Genomic DNA, 20,309 nt, shown 5'->3' with positions numbered 1-20,309 from the left:
GCCCTTGACGGAGTGAGTACTCACTCCGTATCGTCGCCGGTATGACGAACGAGACGAGCCGGCGGAGAGCGCCGGCGATGAGCCCGGAACGACGCCGCGAGATGATCGTGAGGGCCGCACTCCCCCTGGTGGTGGAGTACGGCACTTCCGTGACCACCGCCCAGGTAGCCCGCGCGGCCGGCATCGGCGAGGGCACGATCTTCCGCGCCTTCGGCGACAAGGAGGCGCTGCTGGCCGCCTGCATGGCCGAGGCGCTGCGCCCCGACGACACCCTCGCCCACGTGTCCGCGATCTCCCTCGACCTGCCGCTGGCCGACCGGCTGGTGGAGGCCGCCGAGGCGCTGCGCGGCTACCTGGCCAGGATGGGCGCGGTCGCGGGCGCCCTCGCCACCACGGGCGGCCTGCGCCGGCCCGCCCCCGCAGGCGAGTCCCGCGCGGAAGGCGAGCGGCCCGGGTCCGGGCGGGAGGAGTCGATGGCGGCCTCCCGCGAGGCGCTGGCCGGGCTGTTCGAGCCCGAGCGCGACCGGCTCAGGCTGGCCCCCGAGCGCCTGGCCGAGGCGTTCCAGTTCCTGGTGATGGCGGCCGGCCGCGGCCCGTCCCCGCTGGGTTCGGACGAGCTGGTGGACCTGTTCCTGAACGGCGCGCTCGCGGCGGGCGACCGCCCTTGACCGACCTCTACGAGGACCTCGCGCCCCGCCGCCGCGCGGCGGCCACCTTCGCCTTACTCGGCTGCGCCTTCCTGGGCATGCTCGACGGCACCGTCGTCGGCACCGCGCTCCCGCGCATCGTCGCGCAGGTCGGCGGCACCACCTCCTGGTACGTCTGGCTGATCACCGCCTACCTGCTCACCTCGTCCGTGAGCGTCCCCATCTACGGCCGCTTCTCCGACCTGTACGGCCGCCGCCGCCTCCTCCTCTCCGGCATCGCGATCTTCCTGACCGGCTCCCTGGCCTGCGGGCTCGCCGGCTCGATGGAGGTCCTGATCGTCAGCAGGGCCGTCCAGGGGGTCGGCGCGGGCGCGCTGCTCACCCTGGGCATGGCCCTGATCCGCGACCTCCATCCGCCGCACCGCGGCGAGGGCCTGATCCGCATGCAGACCCTGCTGGCCGCGATGATGATCGTCGGGATGGTCGGCGGGCCGCTGCTCGGGGGCCTGCTCGCCGACCACGCGGGCTGGCGCTGGGCGTTCCTGGTCAACCTGCCCGCCGGGGCGCTCGCGGCCGCGCTGATCGCGCTGCTGCTGCCCGACCGGCGTCCGCCGCGCGCCTCGGGCAGGCTCGACGCGGCCGGGATCGCGCTGCTCACCGCGGGCCTGTCGCTGGTGCTGGTCGGCCTGAGCCTCAAGGGCAACACCGGCCGCGGCTGGAGCGATCCGGCCGTGCTCGGCTCGCTGCTCGGCGGGGTGGCGCTGCTGGTGGCGCTCGTCCCCGTCGAGCGGCGGGCGGACACGCCGGTGCTGCCGCCGCGGCTGATGCGCCGCCGCACGTACGCGGCGCTGCTCGCGGGCGGGTTCTTCTTCCAGGTGGCGGGGCTGCCCGCGGGCGTGCTGCTGCCGCTCTACCTCCAGCACGTACGCGCCTACTCGGCCACGGTCTCCGGCCTGCTGCTGCTCCCGATGCTGGTGGGCATGATCGCCGGGAACCGGCTGACGGCCGTCCTCGTGCTGCGGTCCGGCCGCACCAGGCCGGTGCTGCTGGCCGGGGCGGCGCTGGTCACCGCCGGCACGCTCGCCTTCGCCGCGCTCGGGCCGCGCACCTCGCCGTACCTGGTCGGGGTCTGGCTGCTGCTCGTGGGGCTCGGCACGGGTCCGGCCATGGGCGGGCTCACCATCGCCACGCAGGGGAGCGTCCCGCACGCCGACATGGGCACGGCCACCGCGGGCTCGGCGTTGTCGAAGCAGCTCGGCGGCTCCTTCGGCCTGGCCTGCGCCCAGTCGCTCATCGGCGCGCAGGTCAGCGCGGCGGCCGTGGGCTCCACCGTCGCCTGGACCGGCGGTGTCGCGGGCCTGCTGGCCTTCGCCGTCCTGCTGCTGGTCCGCGAGAGCGGGCTGCCGGCCCGGCAGCCGGCCGCCGCCCGGACCTGAGCGGAGTCGGGGGGCACACGGGGAATGTTCCTGGGGGGACCCCCGTTACATAAACCGTGACCGGTGTGTCCAGTGTCCCCGGGCCTCACCTATTGCCTTCGCGGACTACCGTTCGGCTGGAGCCGCGTTGTGCCTTTCGCCGAGAGGCGACCTGCACACCGGTACACGCACACGTGGAAGCCCGCCCTCTCCGGAGGGCGGGCTTTCGCGTCGTTCAGGCCGGGCGGTTCTTCACGTAGTACGGGTCGGTGATGCCGCCGGGGCAGGCCAGCTCCTCGGCGTCCAGGTGGGTCAGCTTGGCCCCGGCCTGGTAGGCGCTCTGCAGGAACTCCAGCACGCCCGCCACGGGATCGCCCATGGCCCGCACGTCGTCGTAGCGCAGCACGGCCAGATGGCTGCCACGCGCGGGCAGCCACTCGGCCTGCTCGGGCAGCAGCGGCTCCCGCTCCAGCCCCTCCGGCTCGGGCGCGGTGTAGGAGTAGAACGCCGGCCAGGGCCGTTCCTTGTCGCCGAACCAGAACCCCGCGCTGATCACCTCCCGGCTGTACGCCTCCCGCGTGACCGGGTCGGCCTCCTCCGGCACCTCGGCCGGACGTCCGGTGAAGCGGGTGACCGCGATGTCGAAGGTGTGCCAGAAGTGGTGCACCGGGCTGATCTTGCCGCCGAAGTCCGCGGCGAACCGGTCGAGCAGCTGCGCCACCTGCGACAGGATCCGCCAGCATCGGTTGATCAGGACGGGGTCATAGTGCGCGTGGCGGGTGTCCTCGGCGAACGGCGTCTCGTCGTCCAGGTCGTAGGGCACCGCCCAGATCTCCGGCCGGATCCCCAGGTCGGCCAGCGTCTGGAAGAGCCGGGACTGGAACGCGGCCACCGACAGCCCGATCATGCTGAACTCGGCGCTGCGGCCGTCCAGCACGTCGATCACCAGGCGGTGGCGGACGAGGTCGAAGTCCATGCAGAACAGCGGCTGCTCGCCGAGCCCGCCCATGGGACGCGTCGTCAGGCCGCGCCCCGTCAGATGGAACGGCACCTGCCACCAGTGGTTACGCCGGTTACTCACCGTCAGCCGGATTTTCCCGACGATCTGCGCGAAGCGGTGGAAGGTCTCCTTGGTGTCGGCCCACTCTTCGAGTGGCATGGCCGGAAAGAGCTCCATGTGTCCATCGTAACTACGCTGCGTAACCATTCTTCGGTGGGTCTCCGCTAATATCCGGCTTGAAGGGTGGTTCAAGTCGAGGAGCCGGGGCATGCGGGACACGTTGATCGACATTGGCGAGGTGGCCAGGCGTACCGGGCTGGCCGCGTCCGCGCTGCGCTTCTACGAGCGCAAGGGGCTCATCGAGGCCGAGGGCCGCAACGGCCTGCGCCGCGTCTACCTGCCCGAGACGCTCGACCGGCTGGCGCTGATCACCTGCGCCCGCGACGCGGGGTTCACGCTGTCGGAGATCGCCGAGTTCCTGCGCGCCCGGCCGGCCGACACGCGGCTGCGCGAGCGCATGGCCGCCAAGGAACGCGAGGTCGACCAGCGGGTGCAGCAGCTCACCCGGCTGCGCGACAGCCTGCGCCACGCCGCCGTGTGCGAGCACGACCCGCTGGTCGAGTGCCCCGAGTTCAAGCGCGCCGTGAAGGCCGTCAACCAGAGCTGACGTACTTGCGCGGGCGCAGGGCGTGGGCGCGCAGCGCGGCCAGGGCCGCGTACTGGCCGGGCCGGTCCATCCGGACGACCAGGTCGTCGCTGTAGGCCAGGCCCAGCGCGGTGAGCTGGGAGACCAGGTCGGCGACCGGCGCGGTGACGTCGTCGAGGGTCGTGGCCGGATGCCAGCCCTCACCGCCCACCACCTCGGCCACCCGTTCGCGCAACTGGGCGGGGGACATCAGGACGCCGTCGGCCAGCAGCATGAGCGTGGCCTCGCGGGCCGAGACCTCGAACTCGTGCTCGCCCCTGGCCAGCAGCAGCCGGGTGACCGCCTCCCACATGGCCTCCGGCGAGCCCAGCAGGTGCCGGCCGTAGTCGGTGATGGCCAGCCGGGCGCCGTCGCGGCTGATCGCGCCGAGCTCGCGCTCGGCCAGCTCGCGCAGCCGCAGCGCCGCGGGCGAGGGGGCCAGCCGGAGCGGCAGGCTGCCCTCGGAGGCGGCCAGGGACAACAGCTTGCGCAGGGCGGGCAGGGGCTGCGGCGTGACCGGCGCGTGCAGGCGCACCTCGAACGGCTGCGCCAGCTCCCGCCTGGCCGGGCCGCGGCCGAGCACCCAGCGGTTGAGCCGTTCGCCGTGCACGCGGTTGAGCCAGCTGTCGCCGCCCAGCTCGGCGCGGGGCTCGGTGAGCCAGCGGCGGGTGAGCGCGGTGCGGTCGAGGTCGTCGCCGGCGACGATCGCCAGTTCGAGCGCCGCGGAGCAGGCCACGTGCGCGCCCAGCTCCTCCGGGCCCATGATCATGCTCCATTGCAGCTCGGGCACGTCGGGCGGGAGCACGCCCGTGGCCTCCAGGGCCTTCTGGTAGGCGCTGGTGCCGGCGTCCTCGCCCTCCTGGGCGTAGGTGCGCAGGATCTGCGCGGTGGTGGGGGACACGCACAGGGCGGCGTAACGTTCCATGCCGCCGAGTTGCAGCAGCCGCCCGAGCGAGCGGGACAGGCGTTCGTGGTCGCCTCCGGGCCGGAGCGGGCCCACCTTGATCGGAAGCGTGTACCAGAGGAACTCGCAGACGTCGAGCTGGGTCACCGTCTCCAGCGGCTCCCCACCCGTCAACCATTCGACGGCGGTCCTGGCCTCCTCGGCCAGGTCCGGCTGAGATCGCTCCAACTCGGCGAGAAGGGCGGTGACATCCGGTGCACTCATGCCTCGAAGTTTGCCGTATCGAACCCAGCTATGACGATGACCGAATGCGGTGCGTATTGGGTCTTGCACAGCGACTACCCTACGAAACCGATGTTTACCTACAGTGAGCGGGTCAGATCCATCGTTTGTCGAACAGCATCCGGGCCTTCCACTCGGTGTACGGGATCACCTCGGCGGACAGGATCGGGTGCAACCACCAGAAGTTGATCAGTGCCAGCAGCGCGTACGCGCCGACCACCGCGGCCCCCAGCGTGCGGCGCATCGGCATGGCCCCGCTCTCCGTCGGCGTGGCGGGCCCGATGAGCAACCCGGCGCACAACGTCAGCGCCAGGATCATGAACGGCACCATGGGGATCGCGTAGAACAGGAACATCGTGCGGTTCTCGGAGATGGCGAAGTAGAACCAGGGCAGCCACCCCATCGCGTACGCCAGCAGCACGGCCCCCGCCCGCCAGTCGCGCGAGGAGACGTACCAGGCGATCAGGGCCACCAGCGCGGCCAGCGCGCCGAACCAGATCACCGGCGTGCCCACGCCGAGCACCGCCTCCGAGCAGTCCTTGGCCCCGCAGACGTTCTGCTTGCCCTCGTAGAAGAAGGCCACGGGACGCAGCAGCAGCGGCCACTGCCAGGGCTCCGACATGTACGGATGGGACGTCTCCAGCCCGTTGTGGAAGGTGAAGACCTGCCACTGGTACTGGACCCATGAGCGCATGGAGTCGAACAGGAAGAAGAAGGGGCCGGAGGAGGTGGCCTGGTCCCAGTTGCGGCCGTAGCCGTTCGCGGAGGCGAACCAGCCGGTCCAGGTGGCCATGTAGGCCACGAAGGGGATGACGGTGAAGGACAGCAGGGCGTGGGGGAGGTCTTTGTTCCAGGCTCCGGCGTAGGGGCGTTTGAGTCCGATGGCTCGGCGGGCGCCGAAGTCCCACATGAGGGACATGATGGCGAAGGCGACGGCGAAGGCGAGTCCGGACCATTTGACGGACATGGCGAAGGCGAGGCAGACGCCGGCGGCCAGCCGCCAGGGGCGGGCTCCGAGCCAGGGGCCGTGGGGTGTGACGGGTGAGTTCTCGTACCAGGCGACGAGCCGTTCGCGGGCCCGGTCGCGGTCGACCACCAGGCAGGCGAACGCGGCCAGCACCCAGAACATGAGGAACACGTCCAGCAGCGCGGTCCGCGACAGCACGTAGTGCAGGCCGTCGAGGGCGAGCAGCAGACCGGCGAAGCAGCCCAGCAGCGTGGAGCGGGTCATCCGGCGCGCCACCCGGGCCAGGACCAGGATCGACAGCGTGCCGATCAGCGCCGCGGCGAACCGCCACCCGAACGGGTTGAGCCCGAACAGCCACTCACCCGCGCCGATCATCCATTTGCCGAGCGGGGGGTGCACCACGTACGAGGCGCACTTGTCGAGCGTCTCCTGCGTGCACGACTGCCAGATGTCGGTCTTCCCGGCCAGGATCGCCTTGTCCGCGTCTTTGATCGTGACGCGCTCGACGCCCCAGTTGATCAGGGAGAAGGCGTCCTTCATGTAGTAGGTCTCGTCGAACACCACGGCCCGCGGGTGGCCCAGGTTGACGAAGCGCAGGATGCCGCCGAAGAGCGTGACCAGCAGCGGGCCGACCCACCCCCACAGGACGCTGCCACGCATGGGGGGGATCACCCGGTCACGCAGGGACCGCGTCTGCGATTGGCTCTCGCCGACCTCCGGGTTGTCGTAGGCCTGGTACGGGGAATCGGTCACCGCCATTCGGACATCGTACGGGCCCCAAGCCGTTAGGTACTGCAAGAATCACGGTCTAATTGGTATGCCCTGCCACAATGGTCGGGTGACTGGAGAAGGCAGGTTGGTGCTGGCCGGAGCCCCCATCGGTCAGGCGGGTGACGTCTCGCCGCGGCTGAGGGAGGTGCTCGCCGACGCCGACGTGGTGGCCGCCGAGGACACCAGACGGCTGCGCAGGCTCGCCACCGAGCTGGGCGTGGAGATCAGCGGCCGGGTGGTGTCCTACTACGACCAGAACGAGGCGGGCCGCGCCCAGGAGCTCGTCGAGGCGCTGAGACAGGGCCGCACGGTCGTGGTCATCACCGACGCCGGGATGCCCGGGGTGTCCGACCCCGGCTACCGCCTGACCCACCTGGCGGTCGAGGCGGGCATCACGGTGACCGCGCTGCCGGGGCCGAGCGCCGTCACCACGGCCCTCGCCGTGTCGGGGCTGGCCAGCGACAGGTTCTGCTTCGAGGGCTTCCCGCCGCGCAAGACCGGCGACCGGGCGCGGCGGCTGTCCGCGCTGGCGGCCGAGGAGCGGACGATGGTCTTCTTCGAGGCCCCCCACCGGCTGGCCGAGTCGCTGGGCGCGATGGCCGAGGCGTTCGGGCCCGACCGGCCCGCCGCCGTCTGCCGCGAGCTGACCAAGACGTACGAGGAGGTGCGCCGCGGCGGTCTCGGCGAGCTGGCCGAGTGGGCCGCGGGCGGCGTCAAGGGCGAGATCACCGTGGTCGTCGCGGGCCGCGTGCCGGGGGCGGGCGAGCCCGACATGGACGAGCTGGTCGCCGAGGTCGATCGCCGGGTGGCCGAGGGCGAGCAGCGGAAGATCGCCATCGCCGACGTGGCCAAGGGCGCGGGCGTGCCGAGACGCGAGCTTTATGACCTGGTGCACAAACGCATAGGGTGATCGACATGGGGGAGACGGCACGACGGCTGGTCCCGCCGTTCCAGGGGCGGCCCCTCTTAGGCTGGGCGGGGCCGCTGCTGGTCGCCCTCTTCGGCGGGCTGCTGCGTTTCCTCCGCCTCGGTGAGCCGAAGGCCGTCGTCTTCGACGAGACCTACTACGCCAAGGACGCCTGGTCCCTGCTCAGGCACGGCGTCGAGCGCGCGATGCTGGGCGACGCCAAGAACCCGGTCGCCGACCGGCGGCTCATCGCCGGGAACCTGGACATCTTCCGCCAGTGCCCCCGGTCGTCCGACTGCGCCTCGTTCGTCGCGCATCCGCCGCTCGGCAAATGGATGATCGGCGCGGGTGAGTGGCTGTTCGGGCTCAACCCGTTCGGGTGGCGGTTCGCCGCGGCGCTGATCGGCACGCTGTCGATCCTGGTCCTGGCCCGGGTGGCGCGCCGGATGACCCGCTCCACGCTGCTGGGCTGCTTCGCCGGTCTGCTGCTCGCCCTCGACGGCCTGCACTACGTGCTGTCGCGCACCGCGCTGCTGGACGTGTTCCTCATGTTCTGGGTGCTGGCCGCGTTCGCCTGCCTGGTGGTCGACCGCGACCGCGCCCGCGAACGGCTCGTCGCCTGGTACGAGAACTCGCCCGTCACACCCCACGGCCCCTGGCTCGGAGCCCGCCCCTGGCGGCTGGCCGCCGGCGTCTGCCTCGCTTTTGCCATGTCCGTCAAATGGTCCGGACTCGCCTTCGCCGTCGCCTTCGCCATCATGTCCCTCATGTGGGACTTCGGCGCCCGCCGAGCCATCGGACTCAAACGCCCCTACGCCGGAGCCTGGAACAAAGACCTCCCCCACGCCCTGCTGTCCTTCACCGTCATCCCCTTCGTGGCCTACATGGCCACCTGGACCGGCTGGTTCGCCTCCGCGAACGGCTACGGCCGCAACTGGGACCAGGCCACCTCCTCCGGCCCCTTCTTCTTCCTGTTCGACTCCATGCGCTCATGGGTCCAGTACCAGTGGCAGGTCTTCACCTTCCACAGCGGGGTGCACGAGTATCACCAGTACATGTCCGACCCCTGGACGTGGCCGCTGCTCGTCCGCCCGGTGTCGTTCTACTACCCCGCCGACGTGCCGCCGTCGGCGTGCGGGGCCTCCGCGTGCGCGCAGGCGATCCACGGGGTCGGCACGCCCGCCCTGTGGTTCGGCGCGCTGATCGCGCTGGCGGGCACGGCCGTCCTGTACGTCAGGAGGCGCGACTGGCGGGCCGGGGCGGTGCTGCTGGCGTACGGGATGGGGTGGTTGCCCTGGTTCTACTACGCCCTGGCCGACGACCGCACGATGTACCTGTTCTACATGCTGCCGGTGGTGCCGTTCATGGTGCTGGCGGTGGTGCTGATGGCCGGGCTCGTGCTCGGCCAGGCCGACGCGCCGCCCACGCGCAGGGCCGTCGGGGCGGCGTTCGCGGGCGCGTTCGCGATGATCGTGCTGATCAACTTCTGGTGGCTGCAGCCGGTGCTCACGGGCGAGACGCTCACGCAGGCACAGTGGTGGGCTCGGATGCTGATGCGCTCTTGGGTGACCGCCGCCCCCAAGTGACGCCCTTGCGCAGCGTGATGGCCGCCGCGATGCAGGCCAGCGGGACGGCCGGCAGCACGTAGCGGTAGTCGAACTCGGCCGTCGCCGCCGGGGCCAGCAACAGCCCGAACGCCCCCAGCCAGGGCAGCGCCACCGGGCCGCCGAACCTGCGCCAGCGGACGACGATGCCGTACAGGCCGATCAGCATGATGCCGCCGAGCATGATGCCGCGCAGGTAGAAGATCTTCTGGTAGCCGCTCATGATGTCCGCCCACGGGTGGACGATCCTGGTCTCGGGCGGGCCCTGCTCGTAGCTGAACGCGTCGGTGTCGGTGTGGCCGCCCCCGTAGGAGGACCACTTCGGCAGGCGCTTGGGCCGCCCGGTGTCGTCCACCTCGTAATAGGGCTTGAACTGGTACATGTTGTACGTCGACTCGTCCGGGAAGCGCGGCCGTCCCCAGTGGAAGGAGCGGAAGAAGTCGCGCGCGACCACCTTCAGGTAGTCGCCCGGCTGGGACAGGATCGCCCGCGTCGCGAACGCGCTGGCCGCGTCGTTGGTGATGCCGCTGAACTTCTTGTTGATGCCCCACCGGTGGAGGACCTCGCCGGTGCCCGTGCCGTCGCCGTTGCCCTGACCCCACAGATACCACTGTGCGTAGTCTTTGCGCTGGTTGACCGGGTCGTTGATGCACAACAGGAGGAGCTGGACCTCTTTGTACTTGTCGATCTTCATCTCGTTGCAGTCGGCGAAGATCGCGGTACGCATGTAGAGGATGAGCCCGTCGCTGTTGGTCATGGCGAATTTGCCGTAATTTGTAGAAAACCACCCCATATAGCTAAGTACGGGAACCGCGCACGCCGCGATGACCGCCACGATCGGCCGCCACCCCGTGCGCTGGACGATCAGGTAGAGCACCACGAGCCCGAGGATCGGCATGCCGATCGACCGGGTCAGCCAGGTCAGCGCGAGCAGCAGCCCGACCACGATCCCGGCCCGCCACGACAGCCGCCGCTTCCACAGCACCAGCGTCACCACGCCCACGACCAGCAGCGTGAACAGGGTGTCGGACATGACCATCTGCTCGAGCTGGATCTGGTAGGCGTCGAACAGCACCGGCGCCGCCGCCAGCGTCGCCCCCCACTTGGGCAGCGCGAACTTGCAGCGCAGCAGGGCGTAGATGAGCGCGGCCGCGGCCAGGCCCATCAGGTGCTGCGTGAAGATGGCCAGCGTGAAGCTGTGGAACGGCTTGAGCAGCATCAGCCAGAAGCTGTAGCCGTCGGGCCTGATCGGGTGGGGCCTGGGGTGCAGCGCCACGTTGACGTACTCGTAGGAGTCGTTGAACCACATCGCCGGGCCGTAACCGAGCATGGTGATCAGCCGCAGCACGGCGCCGACGCCGAAGGCCACGGCGAACACGCGATGACGGCGCACGAGGGACAGCACGCGAGCTGCCCGGCCAGGAGCGGAGTGGTCCACAGGGGTAATCTCCGCGACGCTCACCATGCTGTAAAGAATGCCAGTCGTTTTTAGGTCTTGACCCGAGCACGCCGGGCACAGGGCATGATGGTTCACTGGAAGAGCCTTATTACTGAAGGGTTGAGACGTGGAACTGACGGTGGTCATGCCCTGCCTCAACGAGGCGGAGACCGTGGAAGTCTGTGTGCGCAAGGCATTGGCGTGCATGGAGGAGCACGGAATCGAAGGGGAAGTCCTGATCGCCGACAACGGCAGCACGGACGGCTCGCAGCAGCTCGCTCGTGATGCCGGCGCCCGTGTCGTCCACATCGACGAGAAGGGCTACGGCAACGCCCTCATGGGCGGCATCCGCGCCGCCCGCGGCAAGTACGTGATCATGGGCGACGCCGACGACTCCTACGACTTCACCTCGTTGCTCCCGTTCGTCGAGCAGCTCCGCGACGGCGCCGACCTCGTGATGGGCAACCGCTTCAAGGGCGGCATCGCCCCCGGGGCCATGCCCCCGCTCCACCGCTACCTGGGCAACCCGGTGCTGTCGTTCATCGGCCGGCTGTTCTTCCCGTCGGCCATCGGCGACTTCCACTGCGGCCTGCGTGGCTTCCGGCGCGACTCCATCCTGCGCCTGCACCTCCAGACCGGCGGCATGGAGTTCGCCTCCGAGATGGTCGTCCGCTCCACGCTGTCCGGCCTCGACGTGCGCGAGGTGCCCACCACGCTCTCGCCCGACGGCCGTTCGCGCCCGCCCCACCTGCGCTCCTGGCGCGACGGCTGGCGCCACCTGCGCTTCCTGCTGCTCTACAGCCCCAAGTGGCTGTTCTTCTACCCCGGCGTGTTCCTCATGGCCCTCGGCCTGGTCGCGGGCACGGCGCTGACGTTCGGGCCGGTGGAGATCGGCGAGCTGGCCTTCGACGTCGACACCCTGGTCGGGTCGTCGGCGCTGGTCGTGATCGGCTTCCAGGCGGCGCTGTTCGCGGTGTTCACGAAGGTCTACGCGGCCGAGGAGGGCTTCCTGCCCGAGTCGCGGCGGATCCGGAAGATCATCGACATCGTGACCCTGGAGAAGGGCCTCGTGGTCGGCGGCCTGCTGGCGCTGGCCGGTCTCGTCGGCCTGGTGATGTCGCTGGTCCACTGGCAGGTGCGCAGCTTCGGCGCGCTCGACCCGCGCGAGTCGCTGCGCATGGTCGTCCCGGCCGCCACGGCGCTCGTCATGAGCTTCCAGACGATCTTCGCCTCGCTGTTCATCAGCATCCTCGGCATCCGCCGTACCAAGGAGAGCTCGATCGACGTGGCCGCCAAGGCGGCCGAGGAGGCCGCCGAGGCGGTCTCCCTGGAGAAGTCCAAGCGCTAGGGTCCTCCGCGTCCCGGTGGGAGCCGGCGCCGGCCACGTGCCGGCGCCGGCTCCCGTCTTTCCGCGTGGGGGTTGGGGGTTTGGACGAGGAGCAGGGCCGCGCCCCGTAGGCTAAGCACATGTCCCAGCACATCTTGACCGCCGTCGCGTGGCCGTACGCTAACGGCCCCCGCCACATCGGGCACGTCTCGGGTTTCGGCGTGCCGTCCGACGTCTTCAGCCGCTACCAGCGGATGGCGGGCAACAAGGTGCTGATGGTGTCCGGCACCGACGAGCACGGCACTCCGATCCAGGTGCAGGCCGACAAGGAGGGCGTCAGCGCCCGCGAGCTGGCCGACCGGTACAACAGGGTGATCGCCGAAGACCTGACCGGCCTCGGGCTCTCCTACGACCTGTTCACCCGGACCACGACGAAGAACCACTACGCCGTCACGCAGCAGATCTTCAAGGGCCTCTACGACAACGGCTACATCTTCCCCAAGACCACGATGGGCGCGATCTCGCCCTCGACCGGCCGTACCCTGCCCGACCGCTACATCGAGGGCACCTGCCCCATCTGCAGCTACGATGGCGCGCGCGGCGACCAGTGCGACAACTGCGGCAACCAGCTCGACCCGATCCAGCTCATCAACCCCAAGAGCCGCATCAACGGCGAGACCCCCGTCTTCGTCGAGACCGAGCACTTCATGCTCGACCTGCCCGCCTTCGCCGAGGTCCTGGGCTCCTACCTGCAGTCCAAGCAGGGCGAGTGGCGGCCCAACGTGCTGAAGTTCGCCCTCAACCTGCTCGGCGACCTCCAGCCCCGCGCGATCAGCCGCGACCTCGACTGGGGGGTGCCGATCCCGCTGGAGGGGTGGCGCGACCAGCCCAACAAGCGCCTCTACGTGTGGTTCGACGCGGTCATCGGCTACCTGTCGGCCTCCATCGAGTGGGCCAGGCGCTCCGGCGACCCCGACGCCTGGCGCCAGTGGTGGCAGAACCCCGACGCCCGCGGCTACTACTTCATGGGCAAGGACAACATCGTCTTCCACGCCGAGATCTGGCCGGCGATGCTGTTCGGCTACAGCGGCATCGGCGCGCGCGGCGGCTCGCCCGGCGCGCTCGGCGCGCTCGACGTGCCGTCCGAGGTGGTCTCCAGCGAGTTCCTGACGATGGAGGGCAAGAAGTTCTCCTCCTCCAGGCAAGTAGTAATTTACGTACGCGACTTCCTGGCGCGTTACGACGCCGACGCCCTGCGCTACTACATCGCCGTGGCCGGCCCCGAGAACCAGGACACCGACTTCACCTGGCAGGAGTTCGTCAACCGCAACAACGGCGAGCTCGTCGCCGCCTGGGGCAACCTGGTCAACCGGTCGATCTCGATGGCCTCCAAGAACTTCGGCGTCGTGCCCGAGGCCGGCGACCTGACCGACGCCGACCGGGCCATGCTGGAGCGCTCGCGCAACGCGTTCGCCCCGGTGGGCGCCGAGCTGGGCAGGTCGCGGTTCAAGAACGCGATCACCGAGGCGTTCGACGTCGTCCGCGAGGCCAACAAGTACCTGGCCGAGCAGGAGCCCTGGAAGCTCAAGGACGACACCGAGCGGCAGAAGTCGATCCTCCACGTCGCCCTCCAGGTCGTCGACGACGCCAAGACGATGCTCACGCCGTTCCTGCCGGGCTCGTCCAACAAGGTCTTCTCGATGCTCGGCGGCCAGGGCGTCTGGTCGGGCATGCCGGAGATCCGCGAGGTCGACGAGGACGGCGGCGCCCCCTACCCCGTCATCACCGGCGAGTACGACGGCGCCGCGCGCTGGGAGCACCGGCCGATCAAGCCGGGCACCCCGCTCGCGCCGCCCGTGCCGCTGTTCAAGAAGCTCGACCAGAAGGTCGTCGAAGAGGAGCTTGGCCGGCTGGCCGACTGAGGCCGTAGTCCTTGAGCGTGATGGCGGAGGCCGTCTTCCTGACGGACTTCGCCATCATGCCCTTCCACGGCAGATACGGCATGATCTTGTAGTTCTGGTTCATGAACCAGGCCATCAGCCGGCTCTCCGGCACCATGAACTTGCTGACGCCCACGGCCGACTTCTGGCAGCCGGTGGCGTAGGCGCGCACCTCCTGCTCGTAGCGGGCGAACGCGGTCCGGTGGTCGCCGCCGGCCGCGGCCAGCTCGCCCGCCAGCACGTACGCGCCGATCAGCGCGAGGCCCGTGCCCATGCCCGACAGCGGCGACGGGCAGCAGGCGGCGTCGCCGATCAGCACCACCCGGCCGCGCGACCACGCGTCCAGGTGCACCTGGCTGGTCGAGTCGAAGTAGAAGTCGTCCGCGTCCCACATCCTGCGCAGCAGCTTCGGCGTCTCCCAGCCGACCCCCCGGTACGCCTCGGCCAGCAGCTCCTTCTGGCGGGTGACGTCCCGGCGGTCGTGCTCCAGCGGCGGTGAGCCGAAGTAGAACATGGCCTTGGCCTCGGTGTTGTTCCTGGCGCTGTAGAGGCCGACCGTCTTGCCCGGCGTGCTGTAGAGCAGGCCCGTGTGGTCGAGGTTCAGGTAGTTGTCGAGGGTGAACACCGCGCAGTAGAGCCCGAGGTGGCTGGTGACGGCGGCCTCCGGCGCGTCGAAGGCCAGCGAGCGCACGTTGGAGTGCAGGCCGTCCGCGCCCACCACGAGGTGGAACCTGCGCGTCGCGCCCCGCTCGAACGTCACCGTCACCCCGTCCGCGTCCTGGGCGAGGGAGGTGATGGAATCGCCGAAGACGTACTCGGCGCCGTCCTTGGTGGCGTCGTAGAGGATGCGGGCCAGGTCGCCGCGGAGGATCTCGACGTCGCCGGAGAACAGGTCGCCGGGCACGGAGGCGAGCTTCCTGCCGGACTCGTTGACGTACGACATGTCGCCCATGTGGGTCTGGAGGCGTTCGACGTCGGCGAGGACGCCGAGCGCGCGCAGCGCGGTCATGTGCGCCTCGCCGCGGAAGTCGACGGAGTAGCCGCCCTCACGCAGCGCGGGGGCGCGCTCGACGACGGTGACGCGGTGGCCGGAGCGGGTCAGGTGGAGGGCCAGGGCGGGGCCGGCGACGCTCGCGCCGGAGATCAGGATGTCCATGCCCCAGAGCCTGCCGGGCCCGGCTCACCGCGCCCTCACCCCGCACTCACCGCCGGCGAAGCCCCCGCTCACGCCTTCCGCGCTCCTGCTCGCGGCCTTCTACGCTCCCGCTCACCGCCTTCTGCGCCCCTGCTCGCGGCCTTCCGCGTCTCAGGCCGGGGCTTGGAGCGGGAAGTCGTCGAGGAAGTGCAGGGGGGAGGCGTCGATGACCTCCGCCGGGACGCCCGCCAGCATCAGCGCCTCCCGGTGGGAGAGCCGCGCGCCCGCCCGGCGCGCCGCCGCGTACGCCTGCTCGCCCAGCGCCTCGCGCAGCCGCCCCGGCAGCCCGGCGACGTGCTCGTCCTCGGGCACGTCGATGCCGCGGATCGCGACGGCGGCGCCGAGCAGCGTGGCCGCCGCGGCCGGATCGTCGTCGAAGGCCAGCACCGCCAGCGCCTCGATCGCCCTGACGCTCTCCGACAGCGCGCCCGACGTGACCGTGCTCTCGATCGCCCGCAGGTAGGAGGCCCGCGCCCCGGCCGGGTCGCCCTCGGCCGCGGCCAGCCGTCCGAGCCCGACGAGCAGCCTGGCCATGTTCCCGGACGTCTTCACCCAGACCGGGTCGGACCGGCGCAACGCCTCCTCGTAGAGCTCGCGGGCCCGCGCCAGGTCGCCCTCGCGGACCGCCACGTCGCCCAGGCCGCGCAGGGCCGCCGGCAGGATCGCGCCGCCGGTACGCCCGGCCAGCTCCGCCGCGCGCTCGTAGTCGGCCCGCGCGCCGGCCAGATCGAGCCGGATGCGGTAATCGCCCCGGTTGCAGTAGTGGTCGGCCAGGTCCTCCTCCGCGCCGAGCTGCTCGGCCAGCGTGATGGCCTCCTCGGTGCGGGCCAGCGCGGTGGCCTCGTCGCCGCACGTACTGGCCAGCCAGGCCAGGGCGTCGAGCGTCATCGCCGAGCCCCAGCGCTCGCCGAGGCCGCGGAAACCCTGGAGGGCCGCCGTCAGGTCCGCCTCGGCGGCGGCGAACTCGCCCGCCGCCATCCGCGGGTAGGCCCAGATCAGCCGGGTGGCGGCCTGCTCCCACGCGTCGGGGCCGCGCTCGCCGCGCCGGATCAGCGCGATCGTGACGGCGGGGTCGACCGACGCCGAGGTGACCATCGGCCACAGGCAGGTGAGGACCGGGTTGCGCAGGCCGTCCGCCGCGATCATCGTCTCGGCGCCGTCCTTGTGGCGCTCCCACAGCTCGCGCCGCCCGCTCGCCGCGGTGAGCAGGGTCAGCAGGTACGCGTCCCCCAGCGCGGGATCGGGCCGTGGACCGGCCCCCTCCAGCAGGGCCGCCGCCGCCTTGGCGGGGACCGTGCGCATGCCGCGCATCCACAGCGAGAACGTCTGCGCGGCCAGCAGCCGCATGCCGAGCGCCACCTCGCCCTGCTCCACCGCCCAGCGCAGCGCCGCCTGGAGGTTGTCGTGGTCGGCCGCGAACCGGGCCAGCCACGGCAACTGCTCCGCGCCCCGCAGCCGGGGGTCGCCCTCCTCGGCCAGGGCCAGGAAGTACGCGGCGTGCGCCCGCCGGAAGGTCGCGGCCTCCTCGCCGAGCCGGTCGGCGCAGAACGCCCGGATCGTCTCCAGCATGCGGTAGCGGCCGCCCGCCACCTCCAGGAGCGACTTGTCGGCCAGCGAGTCGAGCAGGTGCTCGGGCAGGCCGCAGACAGCCGCCGCGGCGGCCGCGGTGGCCCCGCCGGAGAAGACGGTCAGGCGCATGGCCATGGCCTGTTCCGGCTCGGTGAGCAGTTCCCAGCTCCAGGCGACGACCGCGCGCAACGTCTGGTGCCGGGCCTCGGCCGTACGGCTGCCGCGCAGGCTGAACCGGCCCTGACCGGCCAGGCGCTCGGCCAGCTCGCCGGCCTCGTGCGTACGCATGCGGGCGGCCGCCAGCTCGATGGCCAGCGGGAGGCCGTCGAGCGCGGCGCAGATGCGTTCGACCGGCTCACCAGGGGTGAAACCAGGACGTACGGCCTTGGCCCGGTCGGTGAAGAGCGTGCGGGCGTCGGAGGGGGTGAGGGGGCGTACCGGCCACAGGTGTTCGGGGGTGATCGCGAGCGGCTCGCGGCTCGTGGCCAGCACCCGCACCGCCGGGCACGCCGACAGCAGCCGCTCGGCCAGGGCCGCGGCCTCGCCGACGACGTGCTCGCAGTTGTCCAGGACCAGCAGGGCCGGCCGATCGGCGAGCACCGCGACCAGGCGGGCCAGGGGATCAGGCTCATCGGACGCGCCCAGCGCCGCGGCCCCCAGCAGCGCGCCGTCGCGCACGCCCAGCGCGGCGAGGACCGCCCGCGCGAGGTCGGCCCCGGGGCCGAGCGGGGCCAGCTCGACCAGGACGGCGTCGCGGTGGTCCCGGGCCAGCTCGACCGCCAGCCGGCTCTTGCCCGCGCCGCCGGGGCCGAGCAGCGTGACGAGCCGGGCGGCGGCCAGCAGCGCCCGCACCTCGGCCAGGTCGCCGTCGCGGCCGACGAAGCTGGTGAGCCTGCCGGGCAACGGCGCCGCCGCTGCGCCCGTCCCGGCCTGTCGCGCCGGGGCCGGGGCCGCGGGCGGGGGCGGGGGCGGGGGCGTGCTGGGCGCGCCGCGCAGGAGGGACCGGTGGAGGGCGGCGAGCTCGGGGGAGGGGTCGGCGCCCAGCTCATCGGCCAGCAGCCGCCGGGTCTCCTCGTAGAGCACCAGCGCCTCGGCCGGCCTGCCGTCGGCGCGCAGCGCCCGCATGAGCTGGCCGCGCAGCCGCTCGCGCAGGGGGTGGCGCTGGACCAGCTCGCCGAGCTCGGGGATGACGCCCTGGTGGCCGCCGCAGCGCAGGTCGGCCTCGATGCGGTCCTCCAGCGCGGCCAGGCGGCGCTCCTCCAGCGGCGCGCCGTGCACGGGGTCGAGGTCGGCGAACGCGGGCCCGCGCCAGAGGGCCAGCGCCTCCCGCAGCAACGTCCCGGCCAGGGCGGCGTCGGCCCGGCCTTCGTTCGCCCTGCCGGTCTCGGCGGGGTGGTGGCCGAGGAGGGCGGCGCGGCCGGTGTCGGCGAGGTGCAGGAAACGGCCGGCGTCGATGTCGCCGGGGGCTGCCGGCAGCCGGTAGCCGGCGGGGGTCAGCTCGACCGGGATCCCGTCGCCCCGCAGCCGGGAGACCTGGGAGTGCAGGGCGTGCTGGGCGTTCTTCGGCGAGCGGTCGCCGTACAGGAGGTCGACGAGGCGGTCCTGGCTGACGATCTCGCCCGGACGGACGAGCAGCAACGCCAGCAGCGCGCGCCTGGCCGGACCGCCCAGAGGTACGTCGACGCCGGCCGCGTCCCATGCCCGGGTGCTGCCGAGAATGCCGAAGCGCATGGAGGCTACTTTAGATGCGTGAGCAAGATTCCCGCCGCGCCCGAGCCGCTTTCCGCACCGGTGTTCGACAGCCACTGCCACCTGGACATCATGGTCGGCAACAGGCAGGCGTCCTCGGGAGACCCGGTGGCCCAGGCGGCCCAGGCGGCGTCGGCCACCGTACGGTCCATCCTGCGGGACGCCCGCGAGGTCGGCGTGACCAGGCTCGTCACCATCGGCTACGACCTGCCCTCCTCGCGCTGGAACGCCGAGGTGGCGGCCGGGCAGGAAGGCGTGTACGCCGGGGTCGCCATCCACCCCAACGAGGCCCACGAGGCGACCCCCGAGGTGCTGGCCGAGATCGAGACGCTGGCCGGGCAGGCCGACGTCCGGGCGGTGGGGGAGACCGGCCTCGACTACTTCCGCGACTGGGCGAGCAAGGACGACCAGCACGCGAGCTTCCGCGCGCACATCGAGATCGCCAAGCGCACCGGCAAGGCGCTGGTCATCCACGACCGGGACGCGCACGACGACGTCCTGAAGGTGCTGGCCGAGCAGGGCGCGCCGGACAAGGTGGTGTTCCACAGCTACTCAGGCGACGCCGAAATGGCGAAAAAGTGCGCGGAAGCTGGATATTTCATGTCTTTCTCCGGTCCGGTCACCTACAAGAACGCCGGCTACCTGCGCGAGGCCGCCGCCGTCGCCCCCGTGGAGCTCATGCTCGTCGAGACCGACGCCCCCTACCTGCCGCCGGTCCCGTACCGGGGCAAGCCCAACGCCCCCTATCTCATCCCGCTCACCCTGCGCTGCCTCGCCGAGGTCAAGGGCGTCCATCCGGACGAGTTGTGCGCGGCGATCAGCACCAACGGAGTCACGGTCTTCGGCGAGTGGTGACCATCTTTCCGTGCTGCTTTTCGTGAAGCGGTGGAGGCGGGCGCGCCGCCGCCGCTAGCGTTCGGGCGGTCCCTGGCCGTTTCCGGAGGTGGTTCGTGCGAGGCAGGAGGCGTGCGCCGCGTCCGCGGATCCCCTGGCGTTCTCCGTGGACGCCGGTGGTGTGCGTCGTGGGTACGCTGGCCGCCGGCCTGCTGGTCGCGGCCTCGTACCTGGTCAAGGACGTCGTCGTGGTCGTCGACGGCACGCCGGTGGCGATCCGCAGCTTCGCCGCGCGGGTGGCCGGCGCGCTCGGCGAGGCGGGCGTGTCCGTGGGTCAGGGCGACGTCGTGCGTCCCGCCCTGAGCGAGGGCATCGCCGACGGCTCCACCATCGAGGTGCGCCACGCCCGCCTGATCACGCTGACCCTCGACGGCCACACCACGACCCACCTGGTCACCGCCACCAACGTCCGCGACGCCCTGGCCGAGCTCGACGTCGAGGCGGCGGCCGGCAGCCTGTCCGCGCCGCCCGGCCGCCCGGTGCCGCTGTCGGGCATGTCGCTCACGGCGTACACCGAGCGCAGGGTCTACGTGGTCGCGGGCGCCACCCGGCTGGCCGCGCGCACCACCGCGCGCACCGTCCGGCAGGTGCTCAGGCAGGAGCGCGTCGTCGTCCGGCGCGGGTCCATGGTGCGCCCGCCGCTCGGCAGCTTCCCCGAGGACGGGACGGTCATCACGGTCATGCCGCCCAGAGCCGTACAGATCCCGTGGGAGGTGACCCGGCTCGACTGGCAGGCGCTGGCCGCCTGCGTGGCGCGCGGCGACCCCCAGGCGTACAACCCCGACGGCCCCTACTACGGGATGTACCAGTTCAGCCTGCCCTCGTGGCAGGCGGTCGGGGGTGTCGGCCTGCCGAGCGCCTGGCCCGAGGAGGAGCAGACCTACCGGGCGCAGCTGCTCTACCAGCGGGTCGGCGGCCGGTGGCAGACCCAGTGGCCCAACTGCGGCGACCGCCTGTTCGCCTGACACCGCCCCGGCTGGGTCTCTGTTCGGGCCCCTGTCCGGGGCCCCTGCCG

The 20,309-nt window shown here is 71.6% G+C and carries 15 protein-coding genes; 9 read left to right on the top strand and 6 right to left on the bottom strand.

Going from position 1 to position 20,309, the window contains the following annotated elements:
* Positions 1-41 precede the first annotated feature (41 nt).
* A complete protein-coding gene (locus ACIBQ8_RS17115; RefSeq protein ID WP_397176709.1) occupies positions 42-668 on the top strand; it encodes a TetR/AcrR family transcriptional regulator in 627 nt (208 codons plus the stop codon).
* A complete protein-coding gene (locus tag ACIBQ8_RS17110) occupies positions 665-2,083 on the top strand; it encodes an MFS transporter (protein WP_397176711.1) in 1,419 nt (472 codons plus the stop codon). The genes ACIBQ8_RS17115 and ACIBQ8_RS17110 overlap by 4 nt, the downstream gene beginning before the upstream one ends.
* A 214-nt stretch (positions 2,084-2,297) precedes the next feature.
* Here ACIBQ8_RS17110 and ACIBQ8_RS17105 read toward each other — a convergent pair whose 3' ends face one another.
* Positions 2,298-3,239 (bottom strand): DUF5996 family protein, encoded by a 942-nt coding sequence (locus ACIBQ8_RS17105; RefSeq protein WP_397192369.1) that lies wholly within the window; start codon positions 3,237-3,239, stop codon positions 2,298-2,300.
* A gap of 91 nt (positions 3,240-3,330) precedes the next feature.
* Between ACIBQ8_RS17105 and ACIBQ8_RS17100 the strand changes: the two genes are divergently transcribed.
* A complete protein-coding gene (locus tag ACIBQ8_RS17100; RefSeq protein WP_397176715.1) occupies positions 3,331-3,729 on the top strand; it encodes a MerR family transcriptional regulator in 399 nt (132 codons plus the stop codon).
* Here ACIBQ8_RS17100 and ACIBQ8_RS17095 read toward each other — a convergent pair.
* A complete protein-coding gene (locus ACIBQ8_RS17095; protein WP_397192368.1) occupies positions 3,716-4,915 on the bottom strand; it encodes a hypothetical protein in 1,200 nt (399 codons plus the stop codon). The two genes, ACIBQ8_RS17100 and ACIBQ8_RS17095, sit on opposite strands and share 14 nt — an antisense overlap.
* Positions 4,916-5,027: 112 nt before the next feature.
* The gene (locus ACIBQ8_RS17090) at positions 5,028-6,659 is read right to left on the bottom strand and encodes a dolichyl-phosphate-mannose--protein mannosyltransferase (protein WP_397192367.1); all 1,632 of its coding nucleotides are present in this window, start codon (positions 6,657-6,659) and stop codon (positions 5,028-5,030) included.
* Between the two features lie 79 nt (positions 6,660-6,738).
* On the opposite strand from ACIBQ8_RS17090, the gene rsmI reads away from it, so the two are divergent.
* Positions 6,739-7,581: a 16S rRNA (cytidine(1402)-2'-O)-methyltransferase gene (gene rsmI / locus ACIBQ8_RS17085; protein WP_387676853.1), complete on the top strand. Its 843-nt coding sequence runs from the start codon at positions 6,739-6,741 to the stop codon at positions 7,579-7,581.
* Positions 7,582-7,586: 5 nt separating this feature from the next.
* A complete protein-coding gene (locus tag ACIBQ8_RS17080; RefSeq protein ID WP_397192366.1) occupies positions 7,587-9,164 on the top strand; it encodes a dolichyl-phosphate-mannose--protein mannosyltransferase in 1,578 nt (525 codons plus the stop codon).
* On the opposite strand, the gene ACIBQ8_RS17075 is transcribed toward ACIBQ8_RS17080, so the two are convergent.
* Entirely contained in the window at positions 9,100-10,587 is a 1,488-nt protein-coding gene (locus ACIBQ8_RS17075) for a hypothetical protein (protein ID WP_397176720.1), read from the bottom strand. The genes ACIBQ8_RS17080 and ACIBQ8_RS17075 overlap by 65 nt on opposite strands.
* Before the next feature lie 160 nt (positions 10,588-10,747).
* Between ACIBQ8_RS17075 and ACIBQ8_RS17070 the strand changes: the two genes are divergently transcribed.
* Complete coding sequence (locus ACIBQ8_RS17070; RefSeq protein WP_397192365.1) at positions 10,748-11,968, top strand: glycosyltransferase; 1,221 nt, start codon at positions 10,748-10,750, stop codon at positions 11,966-11,968.
* A 119-nt stretch (positions 11,969-12,087) separates the two neighbouring features.
* Positions 12,088-13,869, top strand: a complete 1,782-nt coding sequence (metG, locus tag ACIBQ8_RS17065) for a methionine--tRNA ligase (RefSeq protein WP_397176724.1) — start codon at positions 12,088-12,090, stop codon at positions 13,867-13,869.
* Here metG and ACIBQ8_RS17060 read toward each other — a convergent pair.
* Together ACIBQ8_RS17060 and ACIBQ8_RS17055 are read right to left on the bottom strand one after the other, a co-directional pair.
* Positions 13,814-15,043 carry an FAD-dependent monooxygenase gene (locus tag ACIBQ8_RS17060; protein WP_397192364.1) on the bottom strand — a complete coding sequence of 410 codons (1,230 nt, stop codon included), beginning with the start codon at positions 15,041-15,043 and terminating at the stop codon, positions 13,814-13,816. The genes metG and ACIBQ8_RS17060 overlap by 56 nt on opposite strands.
* 150 nt (positions 15,044-15,193) lie before the next feature.
* On the bottom strand, positions 15,194-17,986 hold the full coding sequence (locus ACIBQ8_RS17055) for an ATP-binding protein (RefSeq protein WP_397192519.1): 2,793 nt from the start codon (positions 17,984-17,986) through the stop codon (positions 15,194-15,196).
* A gap of 414 nt (positions 17,987-18,400) precedes the next feature.
* Here ACIBQ8_RS17055 and ACIBQ8_RS17050 point away from each other — a divergent pair, with 414 nt between their 5' ends.
* Positions 18,401-19,255, top strand: a complete 855-nt coding sequence (locus ACIBQ8_RS17050; protein ID WP_397192363.1) for a TatD family hydrolase — start codon at positions 18,401-18,403, stop codon at positions 19,253-19,255.
* Between the two features lie 167 nt (positions 19,256-19,422).
* Entirely contained in the window at positions 19,423-20,259 is an 837-nt protein-coding gene (locus ACIBQ8_RS17045) for a ubiquitin-like domain-containing protein (RefSeq protein ID WP_397176730.1), read from the top strand.
* Positions 20,260-20,309 lie beyond the last annotated feature (50 nt).

This window comes from Nonomuraea sp. NPDC049646 (genome assembly GCF_044465525.1).
In the GTDB taxonomy this organism is placed as follows: Bacteria; Actinomycetota; Actinomycetes; order Streptosporangiales; family Streptosporangiaceae; genus Nonomuraea.
Note: the sequence above shows the minus strand (reverse complement) of the source record. Positions and strands in the feature narration are given on the sequence as shown.